At 63.3% G+C, this 12,704-nt stretch carries 13 protein-coding genes and 1 tRNA gene; 5 read left to right on the forward strand and 9 right to left on the reverse strand.

Going from position 1 to position 12,704, the window contains the following annotated elements; all coding sequences use genetic code 11:
- Window positions 1-6: 6 nt before the first annotated feature.
- The 6 genes from ACTS1Z_RS02480 to ACTS1Z_RS02505 all read right to left on the reverse strand — a co-directional run bounded on the left by ACTS1Z_RS02480 (window position 7) and on the right by ACTS1Z_RS02505 (window position 5,312).
- Window positions 7-780: a thioesterase family protein gene (locus ACTS1Z_RS02480; protein WP_442622855.1), complete on the reverse strand. Its 774-nt coding sequence runs from the start codon at window positions 778-780 to the stop codon at window positions 7-9.
- Window positions 781-794: 14 nt separating this feature from the next.
- The gene (locus ACTS1Z_RS02485; protein WP_442622856.1) at window positions 795-1,745 is read right to left on the reverse strand and encodes an aldo/keto reductase family protein; all 951 of its coding nucleotides are present in this window, start codon (window positions 1,743-1,745) and stop codon (window positions 795-797) included.
- A 3-nt stretch (window positions 1,746-1,748) separates the two neighbouring features.
- Window positions 1,749-2,543 carry an SDR family NAD(P)-dependent oxidoreductase gene (locus ACTS1Z_RS02490; RefSeq protein ID WP_442622857.1) on the reverse strand — a complete coding sequence of 265 codons (795 nt, stop codon included), beginning with the start codon at window positions 2,541-2,543 and terminating at the stop codon, window positions 1,749-1,751.
- Window positions 2,543-3,346 carry an SDR family NAD(P)-dependent oxidoreductase gene (locus ACTS1Z_RS02495; RefSeq protein ID WP_442622858.1) on the reverse strand — a complete coding sequence of 268 codons (804 nt, stop codon included), beginning with the start codon at window positions 3,344-3,346 and terminating at the stop codon, window positions 2,543-2,545. Before ACTS1Z_RS02495 ends, ACTS1Z_RS02490 begins: the two co-directional genes overlap by 1 nt.
- A gap of 125 nt (window positions 3,347-3,471) precedes the next feature.
- A complete protein-coding gene (locus ACTS1Z_RS02500; RefSeq protein ID WP_442622859.1) occupies window positions 3,472-4,236 on the reverse strand; it encodes an SDR family NAD(P)-dependent oxidoreductase in 765 nt (254 codons plus the stop codon).
- An 11-nt stretch (window positions 4,237-4,247) separates the two neighbouring features.
- The gene (locus ACTS1Z_RS02505; RefSeq protein ID WP_442622860.1) at window positions 4,248-5,312 is read right to left on the reverse strand and encodes a phosphotransferase family protein; all 1,065 of its coding nucleotides are present in this window, start codon (window positions 5,310-5,312) and stop codon (window positions 4,248-4,250) included.
- A 160-nt stretch (window positions 5,313-5,472) separates the two neighbouring features.
- On the opposite strand from ACTS1Z_RS02505, the gene ACTS1Z_RS02510 reads away from it, so the two are divergent.
- The 4 genes from ACTS1Z_RS02510 to ACTS1Z_RS02525 all read left to right on the forward strand — a co-directional run bounded on the left by ACTS1Z_RS02510 (window position 5,473) and on the right by ACTS1Z_RS02525 (window position 8,691).
- Window positions 5,473-7,233, forward strand: a complete 1,761-nt coding sequence (locus ACTS1Z_RS02510) for a DUF885 domain-containing protein (protein WP_442622861.1) — start codon at window positions 5,473-5,475, stop codon at window positions 7,231-7,233.
- A gap of 189 nt (window positions 7,234-7,422) precedes the next feature.
- Complete coding sequence (locus tag ACTS1Z_RS02515; protein WP_442622862.1) at window positions 7,423-7,584, forward strand: hypothetical protein; 162 nt, start codon at window positions 7,423-7,425, stop codon at window positions 7,582-7,584.
- The gene (locus ACTS1Z_RS02520; RefSeq protein ID WP_442622863.1) at window positions 7,584-8,345 is read left to right on the forward strand and encodes a PspA/IM30 family protein; all 762 of its coding nucleotides are present in this window, start codon (window positions 7,584-7,586) and stop codon (window positions 8,343-8,345) included. The genes ACTS1Z_RS02515 and ACTS1Z_RS02520 overlap by 1 nt, the downstream gene beginning before the upstream one ends.
- A gap of 28 nt (window positions 8,346-8,373) precedes the next feature.
- On the forward strand, window positions 8,374-8,691 hold the full coding sequence (locus ACTS1Z_RS02525) for a PspC domain-containing protein (RefSeq protein WP_442622864.1): 318 nt from the start codon (window positions 8,374-8,376) through the stop codon (window positions 8,689-8,691).
- 9 nt (window positions 8,692-8,700) lie between these two features.
- On the opposite strand, the gene ACTS1Z_RS02530 is transcribed toward ACTS1Z_RS02525, so the two are convergent.
- The gene (locus ACTS1Z_RS02530; protein ID WP_442622865.1) at window positions 8,701-10,713 is read right to left on the reverse strand and encodes an amidohydrolase family protein; all 2,013 of its coding nucleotides are present in this window, start codon (window positions 10,711-10,713) and stop codon (window positions 8,701-8,703) included.
- 147 nt (window positions 10,714-10,860) lie between these two features.
- Here ACTS1Z_RS02530 and ACTS1Z_RS02535 point away from each other — a divergent pair, with 147 nt between their 5' ends.
- A complete protein-coding gene (locus ACTS1Z_RS02535; protein ID WP_442622866.1) occupies window positions 10,861-11,697 on the forward strand; it encodes a L,D-transpeptidase family protein in 837 nt (278 codons plus the stop codon).
- A gap of 29 nt (window positions 11,698-11,726) precedes the next feature.
- Here the strand turns inward: ACTS1Z_RS02535 and ACTS1Z_RS02540 are convergent, their stop codons facing one another.
- Both ACTS1Z_RS02540 and ACTS1Z_RS02545 read right to left on the reverse strand, forming a co-directional pair.
- A complete protein-coding gene (locus ACTS1Z_RS02540) occupies window positions 11,727-12,428 on the reverse strand; it encodes a DUF4386 domain-containing protein (RefSeq protein WP_442622867.1) in 702 nt (233 codons plus the stop codon).
- Window positions 12,429-12,623: 195 nt separating this feature from the next.
- Window positions 12,624-12,700 (reverse strand) — tRNA-Pro (locus ACTS1Z_RS02545).
- Window positions 12,701-12,704 lie beyond the last annotated feature (4 nt).

Below are 12,704 nucleotides of genomic sequence, written 5' to 3' on the forward strand. Positions count from 1 at the left end.
CGACCGTCAGCTGAAAAGCGCGACGCTTTGCATGCCTGCTAGCACGGGCGTGCCGTCACTCGCCCATAGGCCGTTATACTGGCTGCTGTTGCCGTGCCGCGCCATGTCGCTGTCGGTCTGCACGATCCACCAGCCATTTTCGGTCACCGGCTTGGGTTCGAGCACATTGGCAAACCATGTGATCGAACTGACCGGCGCGCCGCGCGATTGCAGCGCCACGGCGGCGGGCGGCAGCGCATCGCCCATCGCCATCAGCTCGATCATCGGATCGAGCCCCTCGCGCTCCCGGAGCCGCATCCAGCGGGTGAAGCGCGGCTTGCCTTCGGCGTCCGGATGGCGGCTTTCGCGATACTCGAAATTATAGGTGAAAAATTCGGGCGGGCCGGAGCGCAGTTCGTCGTTCGGTGGCGGCGGGCCGATATCGGGTGCATCGTGATGCGCGTAATCGACCTCGGAATCGAGCGCCTGCATGAAGACGTAAATCGCGCGCAGGCCCAGACCTTTCTCCGAATGGATATCGGACTGGATAAAGGCTGCCGTCCGCCCGCGCCGCAACAGCTTGGTCGTGATCGTCACCTCGCCGGCAAGCGGGCCGATAAAAGAGATTTGCGCCGAGCGGAGCGGCGGCAGATCGTCTTCCGACTGCTGCGCCGCATGGAGGCCGAGCGCCGCGCTCAGCCCACCATAGGCCGTGCGCCCCTGCATCCAGGTCGATGGAATGGCGACTGTATGGCCGTCCGCGGCAGGCGCAAAGCTCGCCAGAATCTGCTGCAAATTCATTTCAATTCCTGTGGTCAATCGCGCGGGATGGCGGCGACGATGGTTTCGGCCTTCTCGAACAGCGCGGGATCGATCTCCAGCCCGCTCGCGGCCGCATTGTCGTCCAGCTGGTCCGGGCGGCTCGCGCCGACGATCGCCGATGCGACATTGGGTTCGCGCAATACCCAGGTCAGCGCGAACTGCGCCATAGTACAGCCCGCTTCTGCGGCCAGCGGCTTGATCTCGTCGACGCCCCGGATCACTTCGGGTTTCATCAGCCGTTCCATGAAGCCGCCCATATCGTCGCTCGCCGCGCGGCTGTCTTCGGGCGGCGGGCTGTCCGCATCATATTTGCCGGTCAGCACGCCCTGACCCAGCGGTGACCAGACGATCTGCGAGATGCCGTTCTCCTTGCACAGCGGAATCACGGCCTTTTCGGGCCGCCGCCAGAGCAGCGAATATTGCGGCTGGCTGGAAACGAACTTCTCGACCTCGGGCACCATGTCGAGGGCCGCGCGGATCTGATCGGGCTCCCATTCCGAAAAGCCGATATAGCGGACCTTGCCCGCCTTCACGATATCGGTCAGCGCGGTCATCGTTTCTTCGAGCGGCGTATCCGCGTCGTAACGATGACATTGGTAGAGATCGACATAGTCGGTCTGCAACCGTTCCAGCGAGGCATCGATCTGTTTGAGTATCTGTTCGCGCGACAGACCGCGGTCCTCGCTCGACATCGGGAAATAAACCTTGGTCGCCAGCACATAGCTGTCGCGCGGCCGGTCCTTCAGCGCCTCGCCGATCACGCTTTCCGAAGCGCCGCGGCCATAGGCGTTGGCTGTATCGATGAAGTTGATCCCGAGATCGAGGGCGCGATCGATGCACGCGATTGCGGTCTCCTTCTCGATGCCCACGCCGGTGGTCAGCCATGTGCCGAGCGAAATTTCCGAGACTTTGAGATCGCTCGATCCGAGCTGGCGATATTGCATTGATTACAACTCCTTACCCTTGCGCCGGGAGCTCCCGACATCGAGGTGCGAGCCCGCATCGACAACGATGGCCTGGCCCGTCATGTGCCGCGAAGCTTCGTCGAGCAGCGGCACGATCATGTCGGCGATATCCTCCGCCGTGCCCGCGCGCCGGAGCGGCGTCGTTTCCTCGAAATGCTTGTCGATGGCGAGTTTCGCCTCCTCGCCCAGCCGGTTGGTGAACCAGCCCGTGCCGACATAGCCGGGGCTTATCGCATTGACGCGGATTTCGGGGGCAAGCGCACGGGCCAGCGAATAGGTCATCGTCAGCAACGCGCCTTTCGAGGCCGCATAGGCGACCGACGAGCCGATCCCGTAATGCGCGGCGACCGAGGTGATGTTGACGATGGCGCCGCTGCCCTGTTCCTGCATCGTCGGTGCGACCGCGCGGATCATCTCGTACGCGCCGACCACGTTAAGCCGGTAGATATCGAGAAAATCCTCGGCGCTCAGCGCATCGAGATCCTCGTGATTGGCGAAGGCGGTCTTGCCCGCATTGTTTACGAGGCCATCGATGCGGCCCCATTTATCGAGTGCGGCCTTGGCGAGCTTCTCCGCTTCGCCCGCGCCCAGATCAGCCTGAACGGCGATTGCATGCTCGCCGATCTCGTCCTGCAACGCTTCGGCGAGATCCGCGCTCGATACGTAGTTGATCACGACCTTCGCGCCGCGCGCCGCCAGCGCACGGACCGTCGCCGCGCCGATACCCTGGCTGCCGCCCGTGACGATCGCGACCTTGCCCTCGAAGAAATCCGCCATCAGACCGCCGCCTGTTTCGGCATCTGCCGGGTGACCGGGTGCGACGAAGACAGCCCGCCATCGACCGCGAGCGCCTGCCCGTTCACATAGCTGGCGTCATCCGACGCGAGGAAGGTGACGGCACCCGCCAGTTCCTCCGGCTGCCCGCCGCGTTTCAGCGGATTGAGCTGGCCGATCTTGCCTTCGACGCCCTTTTCGCGCGCATAGTCGTAGACCGGCTTGGTCATGCCCGTCTCGATGATCCCAGGGCAAACAGCGTTGATGCGAACATTGCTGCCCGTCATCTGTTGCGCGGCCGTCTTCACGAGATTGATGACGCCAGCCTTGGAGGCCGAATAGCTGCTCGGCCCCGCGCCCGAGCGGATGCCGGCGACCGACGCCGTGCAGATGATCGCGCCGCCGCCACGCTTCTCGATCTCCGGCGCGCCATATTTGATCGCGAGGAACGGCCCGATCAGGTTGACGCGCAGTACTTCGGCCCAACTTTCGGCATCGCTGTCGAACAGCCCGCCCTGCAGCCCGCCGGTGATCCCGGCGTTGGCGAAGAGCACGTCCAGCCCGCCATATTCGCTGACCGCGCGTTCGACGAGCGCCTGCACATCGCTTTCGCTGCCCGCATCCATCTCAACGCCAATAGCGGTGCCGCCCTCGGCGCTGATCTCCTCAACCGTCTCGTGCACGGTCGGCATCTTGTCGGCGCAGACGACCTTACCGCCCTCGGCCGCAAAACGCTTGGCGGTCGCCCGGCCGATGCCGGACCCAGCGCCCGTCACGATGATCGATTTCCCTTCGAAGCGGCTCATATGTTTTCCTTCCAATCTCTTTCTCCTCCCCTTGATGGGGAGGGGCTAGGGGTGGGGTGAGTTCTCAACCGATAGATCACCCCCACCCGACCCTCCCCCATCAAGGGGAGGGCAATGTTAACTCCTCATATCGTGCGCCCGCCATCCACGACCAGCACCTGGCCGGTCATGTAAGTGGAGGCGGGAGACGCGAGATAGACGGCGGCGCCCGCAATTTCGTGCGGTTCGCCGATCCGGTGAAGCGGGGTCGTAGCGGTCACGGCTTTTTCGGTTTCCGGATTCTCCCAGAGCGCCCGCGCCATGTCGGTGCGGATGAGGCCGGGTGCGATGCAGTTCACGCGCACATTGTCGTCGCCGAATTCATGGGCGAGATTGCGTGCCATCTGCATGTCGGCGGCCTTGGAGATGCAATAGGTGCCGATATCGACCGAACCCCTGAGCCCCCCGATCGACGAGACGATGATGATCGAGCCTTCCTTGCGCTCCCTCATCTCGGGCGCGACCATCTGGATCAGCCAGTGGTTGGAGAGGATATTGTTGTCGAGGATCTTGCGGAACTGTTCGTCCGCGATCGTCGCCATCGGCCCGAAATGCGGGTTGCTCGCCGCGTTGCAGACGACGACATCGATCCGGCCGAAGCTTTCACGTGTCTCGTCGACGAGATTCTGCAGATCGTCCTTCGACGAGATATTGGCGGGCACGGAGATTGCCGTGCCCTCGCCATGCTCGGCGTTGATCGCTGCGGCGACTTCGTCGCACGGTTCCTTCTTGCGGCTCGAAATGACGACTTTGCCGCCATTGGCCGCCATTTCCTCGGCCGTAGCCTTGCCGATCCCGCGCGAGGAACCGGTGATGATCGCGACTTTGCCGTCGAGATTGAAGAGCGACATGAGCTTGCCTCCTATTCCGGTGCGCCGGCGGCGCGGGCGAAACCCCAGGCGGCCTGGGCCAGTTCGGGTACGCGCTTGGAGCGTTCCTCGGCCTCCGCCGAGGATGCGGTGCCGTCGAGCCAGCGTTTCTTGATCCCCTGCAAAATCCCGGTCAGCCGGAACAGGTTGTAGGAGAAATACCAGTTGAGATCGGGCACCGTGTCCCGCTCGGTGAGCTCGCAATAGAGCGCCGTCGCTTCCTCGAGCGTCGGAATGCCGGTGCCCTCGAGATCGTGATCGGCCAACGCCGATCCGCCCTCGCCATGCATGACCCAGTTCTGCGCGAGATAGGTGAAATCGGCCAGCGGATCGCCGATCGTCGAGAGCTCCCAGTCGAGCACGGCGGCGACCTCCGGCCGGTCGGGCGCGAAGATCATATTGTCGAGCCGGTAATCGCCATGGATCACGCTGGTCCGCGTCTGCTCGGGCACCGTTGTCGGCAGCCATTCGATCAGCTTCTCGACCTCGGGGATCGTCTCGGTCTCGGCCATCCGGTAGAGCTTGGTCCAGGTATGAACCTGGCGCTCGAAATAATTGCCGGGCTTGCCGTGATTTTCGAGGCCGATTTCCTTGTAATCGAGATTGTGCAGCCGGGCGAGCGTGCCGATCATCGCGCGATAGATGGAGGTGCGCTCCTTGGGCTCCATGTCGGGCAGCATCCCGTCCCACAGCACCCGCCCGTCGACGAGGTCCATGATGTAGAAGGCTGCGCCGATAACGCTGTCGTCCTCGCACAAGGCATATGGCCGGGCGACCGGATAGCCGACCGGGTAGAGCGCCGCGATCGCCCGATATTCGCGCTCGACCTGATGCGCCGACGGCAGCAATTTGCCGAACGGCTTGCGGCGCAGCACGAAGGTCTGCCCGGCCTCGTCTTCCAGCCGATATGTCGGGTTGGACTGGCCGTCCGAAAATTTGCTGTAGGCGGCGAGGCCGTGAAATCCCTCGACATTCTCGCGCAGCCAGGCATCGAGACTGTCTTCGTCCATCCGATGCTCTTCGGCTACGCCTTCCGCCCTGATCGCTTTCTCGCCCATCGCTGCATTCCGTTCTTATGGTCTGAGGTTTACGGAGGCGTAACGTGCGCCCGCAATCGAGTCGAGTGTCGCGAAGCCGCGGCAACGCGAAAACTTGACGGGCCGTGCAGCGTGCTCATTGATGCCATCCGACCGTTCCAGCCAGAGGGTGCCGCAAGTCATGAAAATCCGTCCGTCCCTGATCGCGCTCGCCTGCGCAGCGCTTCCGCTTCCCGTATTGACGGCACCCGCCCTTGCCCAGGCAGAAGCGCCGGCGAGCGCCGACGAACGGCTGCGCGCGCTCTACGAGACGGACTGGGAATGGCAGATGCAGGAATTCGCCCGTGCGCGCGACGAAGACGGCGAGCTGACGCAAGGCGATGCACTGCCTGTAGTCACGCCCGAAGCGCAGATGCGGCGCCTCGCGCATCGCGAGGATATGCTGCGGCAGCTGGACGCGATCCCCGTCGAGGCGCTTTCGGATGCCGAACGCATCAACGCCTCGGTCTTCCGTACCAATTTGGAGATCGCGATCGCTGACGCGCGCTTCCGCGAATGGGAGATGCCGCTCAACAGCGACACGGCCTTCTGGACCGGCCTCAACCCGCGCCCTGGCAGCCTGACAACGACAGACGATTACCGCCGCTTCCTCGGCCAGCTTGCCGATGTACCGCGCTACTTCAGCGAGAATATCGCCAATATGCGTGCCGGGCTTGTGCGCGGCTTTACCGTGCCGCAGGTGACGCTAGCCGGGCGAGACGCGGCGATCGCGCCCTATGCCGAGGCCGATCCCGAGGCCAATCCCTTCTTCGCGCGCTTCGCCGAAATGCCGGCGAACATCCCGGCCGCCGAGCAGGAGGCGTTGCGCGCGGAAGCCCGCAACGTGATCCGCGAGGCGGTCGCGCCGGCTTTTGCGGATCTGCTTAGCTTCTATCGCGAGGACTATTATCCGGGCGCGCGCACCGAGATCGCCGCGAGCAGGCTGCCGAACGGCGCAGAATATTACGCCGCGCAGATCCGCGAATATACGACTCTCGACATGACGGCCGAGGAGATTCACCAGATCGGCCTTGCCGAGGTCGCCCGCATCCGCGCCGAAATGGAGGCGACAATCGCCGAAACCGGCTTCGAGGGGTCGTTCGACGAGTTTCTCGCATTCCTTCGCACCGATCCGCAATTCTATGCCGAGACACCCGAAGAGTTGATGATGTTCGTCGCCTGGGTCGCGGTGCGCGCGAATGCGACGCTCGGTGATGTGATCGGCCTGCTCCCGCGCCGCCGCTTCACGATCCTGCCAGTGCCCGACGAGATTGCGCCCTTCTACACGGCCGGGCGCGGCGGACTCGAAAGCTGCCTGATGAACACCTACAACCTGCCGAGCCGGCCGCTCTACAATCTCCCCGCGCTCACGCTTCACGAATGCGCGCCCGGCCATTCGATGCAAGCGGCGCTCGCCGAGGAGCGGGAATCCGGCCCCGAGTTCCGGCGCTACACCTATTTTTCGGGCTATGGCGAAGGCTGGGGCCTCTACACCGAATATCTGGGTATCGAGATGGGCGTATATCGCACGCCATATGAGAATTTCGGGCGGATGACCTATGAGATGTGGCGCGCGGCGCGGCTCGTGATCGATACCGGCCTCCATCACTATGGATGGTCGCGCCAACAGGCGATCGACTATCTCGCGTCCAACACCGCGCTCTCCGACCATGAGGTGGAGACCGAGATCGACCGTTACATCAGCTGGCCGGGACAGGCGCTGGCCTACAAGCTCGGTGAGCTGAAGATCCGGGAATTGCGCGCCGATGCGGAGGCAGCATTGGGGGCGGAATTCGACCGGCGGACCTTCCACGACGCAATCCTCGCGCTCGGTTCAGTGCCGCTCAGCACGCTGGAAAGCGAAATGCGCCGCTGGATCGCGGATCAACAATCCGGCGATTGAAATTCTCACTGCCTAAGGTTGGTGAAATTTCCCACATGTTCGGATTCATGCGGTTTTATCCCCGCCTCGAATATCAGTAAGTAACTGATAAAGCACGTTTCCTGAAAATTGGCACGCCCCCTGCATAGTATGGGGCGTTACCGGCACAAACCGGAACAGAGACACAGGCCAAGGTTCAGGAGACCTAAGATGAACACCGACCAGAACTTCCAAAGCAGGTTTTTCGCCGCAGTAGCAGCGGCCGCCGTTTCGGCGATGTGCGTTCTCGGTACGATCGGCCCGGTTCAGGCCGGCGAACTGATCGCCCCGACGCAGGTTGCCCAGACTGACACGCAGCAGGTTGCGGCCTAATGACCACCCGGCTCGATCTTGATACCGCGCCCGTGGCGGACCGGTTCCACTCGCTGCCCATCGCTTCGGGCAGTTACGAGCGGCCCCAGATCCGCAGCCGGAGCGCCCGGCTCTTCTCTCGGATGCGCGATATACTCGCCGCCAATCTGGGCGAGATGCTGGATCACAGCCCCGAGCCGGAACAGATGATCCGCATGATCATCTGCGAGATGGAAGAGACGCTGGTCCATGTCCGCGCCTCGACCGCCCGCACGATCGCGGATCAGAAAGAATTGAAGGCCGCCCAGACCCGGTTGCGTGAGATCGCTGCGGGCTGGCGCGAAAAGGCCGAATTCGCCCTCGCCGCCGACCGCGAAGACTTGGCCCGCCAAGCGCTTGCCGAAAAGGCCAAGGCCGAAGATCGCGCGAATGAACTCGACGAAGAGATCGACGCGCTCGAAACGACGCTGACCGCGAACCATACCGATATCGCAAGGCTGCAGGCGAAGCTCAGCGAGGCCTGCGCCCGGCGCGGCAATATCCGCGCGCGGCTCGAAACAGCCGAGAACAGCATCAAGATGCGCGAGCTCTTGAATGGCGGCGCGCTCAAGGACGCCTTTGCCCGCTTCGACACGCTCGAGCGCAAGGTGGACGAGGCCGAGGGCCACGCCGGAGCGGCGATGATCGGATATGACGACAGCGAGGAAATCGCCCGCAATCGCAAACTCAACGCCAAGGTCGATGCCGAGCTGGCAGCGATGAAGAACGGCAAATCGAATTAGGAAAGGGAGACGGACAATGGGTTATCGCATGGGAAGAAATGTCATCGTGAGCCAGGAGCGCAAGCTGCTCGGCGTGTGCGCCGCCATCGGCAACACGCTCGGCGTCAACGGGCTCTGGGTCCGCATCGCGGCGATCGCGCTGACGCTGTTCGTCACCTTCTGGACGATCCCCGTCTATCTGCTCTGCGGCTGGGCGCTGACCCGCGCGGAGAAGAACAAGCGCGCGGACCGCTCGACCCGCTCCAGCTATATCGGCTCGTCGCGCAGCCGCTATCTGTCCGACACGGATCGGATGCTCGCCCATCGCGACAGCGAACTGGCCCGCGAGATCGACTCGCTGCGGTAACCGCGTCAGCTAGTCCGCAACCGTTACTGCCGGTGCCTCCGCGAATGGTCTAATCCCGAAATGCGGATAGATATCGCTCGGGAAATAGACCGTGCCGTTGGCGACGACCATCGCGATCGACTTGATCGCAGCTAAGTCGGTGGTCGGATCGCCGGGTACCAGGAAGAAATCGGCATATTTGCCGCCCTCTATCGAGCCCAGATCCTCGTCCTGCCCCAGATATTCCGCCATGCCGAGCGTCGCGAGGCGCAGGACTTCAGGGGCCGTGTATCCGGCACGCTCGAACAGTTCCAGTTCCCGATGATAGGCGAAGGAGCCGCCCATATCGGTACCCGGCACGAGGAAGATGCCGCGCTCGCGCATCATCGCTATCGTCCGCATGATCTGGTCGAAGGCGCCGCGATAGCGTTCGTCCGCGCCTTCCGCCGACACATCGGACCAGGCTTGCCGCAGACTGCGCTGCTGGCCGATCGGCATATGATCGAAGACATCGACGAAGCCCGGCGAAATCTCGCCATTGCGGCTGAGCAGCAGGGCTTCGTGAATGGCGACCGTGGGATCGAGAACGATGTTGTTCTCCGCCATCAGGCCAATCGTATGCTGGACGGGCGCGCTATCGAGGTCGAGCGTCGGCAGCCGGTCGAGCGCGGTCAGGCGGAGCAAGGTGCGCGTATCCTCGTCGGGCTCGAGTACCCAGCCGAGCATGATCTGGTTGATATGGGTGAGCTCGTCGAACCCGGCCGCAATCATCGCATTGGCATTGGAAAAGGCCGGGACATGACCGGTGACGCGCATGCCCAGCCGATGCGCTTCCTCAACCAGCCGGGGCGCCCATTCGGACGTCATCGAGTTGTAGAGCTTGATCTGGTGGAAACCGCGCGCCGCATACCAGCGGACCTGATCGAGCGCCTCTCCCTCGGTTTCGACCAACTCGCCGGTCTGCGAGCTGAATTCGCTCAGCCCCTCGATAAAGCCGCTGCGCGTAATGCGCGGGCCCGCGATCGTACCGTCCGCGATCCGCGCGATCAGACCGTCGAGCACGTCATTCTCGTTGCCCATATCGCGGACAGAGGTCACGCCCGCAGCGATATTGAGGAGCGCGACATTCTGCGAGATATGGCCGTGCATCTCGTACATGCCGGGCACGAGCGTGCCGCCGGCCCCATCGATGACGGTTTCCCCCTCCGTCACCGGCGAACCGTTGGGTTGGACGCCGGCTATCCGCTCGCCGTGCCAGACGACGTCGAACGGCCCCTCGCGCGTCATCGTGTCCGGATTGAATACATAGGCATTCCGCACGCGCACCGGGCCATTGAAGTTGCGCGCCGATTCCGCCTGGATGCGCACGAAGCGTTCGGTCGACAGAGTCTGGGTATAATCGCGCAGCTGCGCATCCGCCGCCTCGTATCCGGCGCGGATGATCGCAAAGCGCGGGCTCGCCACGGCGAACATGACATTGTCGCTATCGAGCATCACATAGCTGGGATTGAGATCGAGTCCGGCAATCTCATAGGTCGTTGCCTCGACCGGTCCGTCCGGCCCGTCGAATGTCGTCGTCGCATGCGCGGTCAGCGTCGCCGTGCCGCCGGGCAACACATCGAGGCTGCGATCCTCGTCCGCAAGCAGCGCGCGCGCCAGCAGTGCCAGCGTCCACGGGCTACCGCTCTGCGGGATATAGAATTGCGCCGCCGACGCATCCGCCACGCCGTTGCCCGTCGCATCGCGCCAGTTGGGATTGCCGTCGTTCCAGGCGAACATCTCGTCGACCAGACTGCCGAATGTCGTCGATCCCTCGACCGTCCATGCAGTCGGCAGCCCGCTCGCATCGAGCGCGACGGTCTCCGCTATCGTTGGGCCGCGGCCATTATTCTTGAAATCATAGTCGATCACGACCGCATCGGCTTCAATATCGACATTGAGATGCCCGACATCGTTGCCGCCCGACAGCACCCGATATTCGCGCATCTCCGCCGATGCAGGCGCGGCGATCAGTACGGTGGCGAGAAGCAGATGTTTGAACATGAAAGGTATCCTTGGAACGACCGGAAAAGACGTGCGCACCCTTCCAGCCGCTTTGGCGGGCGTCAACAGCGGCAGACGCCGCCCGAATTTACGCGCGCTTAACCATATATATTTGCGCCGCATTTGCCGCTATCATCGGGATTCGTGATGTCGTTGCCGGTCAAACTTTTCGCGTTCCTGCTTTTGCTTGCGATGGTCTGGACGTCGGCGGATGCGCGCTGGCTGGGCCCGGAAGACGTGGTCGTCACCGCGGCATCCAACGGCCCGATCCATCCGCACCGCGCAGCGCTCGAAGCCGCCTATGGCGCAGAGACGAACATGGCGCGCCGCGCGATCATCGCGACCAATCTCAATCGCTGGCGCGATCTGCCCGCGCAGCTCGGCCGGCGTCACCTGATGGTCAACGTCCCCGCACAGGAGGTCGTGCTGTGGGAGAATGGCGTGCCCGTGCAGCGCTGGGCCGTTATCGTCGGCCGGCCGCGGACGCCCACCGTGTCGTTCAGCACCGAGGTGACAGGGGTCAACCTCAATCCCTGGTGGTACATCCCGCAGAGCATCGTGCGCGAGAGCATCGGCCGGCTCGTGCGCACCAACCCGGCCGAAGCGCGGCGGCGCGGCTATGTCGTCTCCGGCGGCAGCTATCGCCAGCGCCCCGGCCCCGGCAATGCACTCGGCCGGATGAAGCTCGTCATGCCGAACAGCCATGCCATCTATCTACACGACACGCCGGCGCGGCATCTGTTCGCAGAAACCGAGCGCGCGTTCAGCCATGGCTGTATCCGCGTCCAGGACGCAATGGGCTTTGCGGCAACGCTCGCCGGTATGACGCGGGCCGAACTCGAAGCGATGGCGGCTGACGGCCGCACACAGACCGTGCAGCTCGCCGAGCCCGTACCGGTGCACATCACCTATTTCACGGCGGTGCCCGATAACACGGGCGAACTCAGCTATCTCGACGATATTTACGGGCGGGACCGGGGATAGCACTAAGCCTGCTCGTCATGGGCAATGCCTCAGCGGCTACGCACGCCCCATATCGCGAGATAGAGGCCGGTAGACACGAGCGCGATTAGGTTCGAGATCATGAAGGCTGCGGTGATCGTCCCATGCCCGAGCAGAGGCACGAAATCGCGCGTCACGATCGTGAATGCGACGAACAGCGATGCGAACAGGCCCCAGCCGGCGATGATCGCGGGGATCAATCTCGACTTCAGGAACAGATAGAAGAAGCCGGCTTTCGCCAGCGAGCCGAGGATCAGTCCGAGGTGGAACGAGGTATAGTCCGACGTCGCCTGCAGGCTCGCAAGCATCAGGCGCGTGTCGCCGGTCATCGCGTCATAGGCGCGATCGCCGGCAAGCTCGGCCGCGTTGAGCGCGAATACCGCACCGAGCAGCACGAGTATCGATGCCGACAGGCCGACGAACAGGCTCCAGCCTGCAAGCAATGGCCCGGCGCTGCGCAGGATCAGGAACAGGCCAACCGCGATCAGCACGTCCAGCCCGAATGTGAGGAGCGCGATATAGGCTTTGGCCCGCAACCGTTGCTCGGCCTCGAGCATGCTGTCCGCCACCGCCGCGACATCGGCCGACAGGTTGATATCGATGTCGGAGACCACGAAGACAGCGGCAAGCACGCCGACAATGATCGTCGCAAGCAGCGACCAGCCGACCCATTTCGCGACCGCATCGGCATTCGACTGTTCGGCGATCTCCATTGGCCGCGCTCCTATCAATTAGGATTGCTGTATTATTACAGCAATACAGTATAGTCAATCGATGAGATCGTCGCACCGGGCGGCCAATCGCCGTCGCGATGAACGCTCTTTGCCTCTGCGCTGTGTGACCCTCGCTTTCGCTCGGGGAGTTTTTCGGCCGCCCGTCCCACGGACGGGCTCTAAAGGCCGAAAAACTGGTCGGGGAGAGAGGATTCGAACCTCCGGCCCCTGCCTCCCGAAGACAGTGCTCTACCTGGCTGAGCTACTCCCCGACCG

Source organism: Parasphingopyxis sp. (assembly GCF_052168295.1).
In the GTDB taxonomy this organism is placed as follows: Bacteria; Pseudomonadota; Alphaproteobacteria; order Sphingomonadales; family Sphingomonadaceae; genus Parasphingopyxis.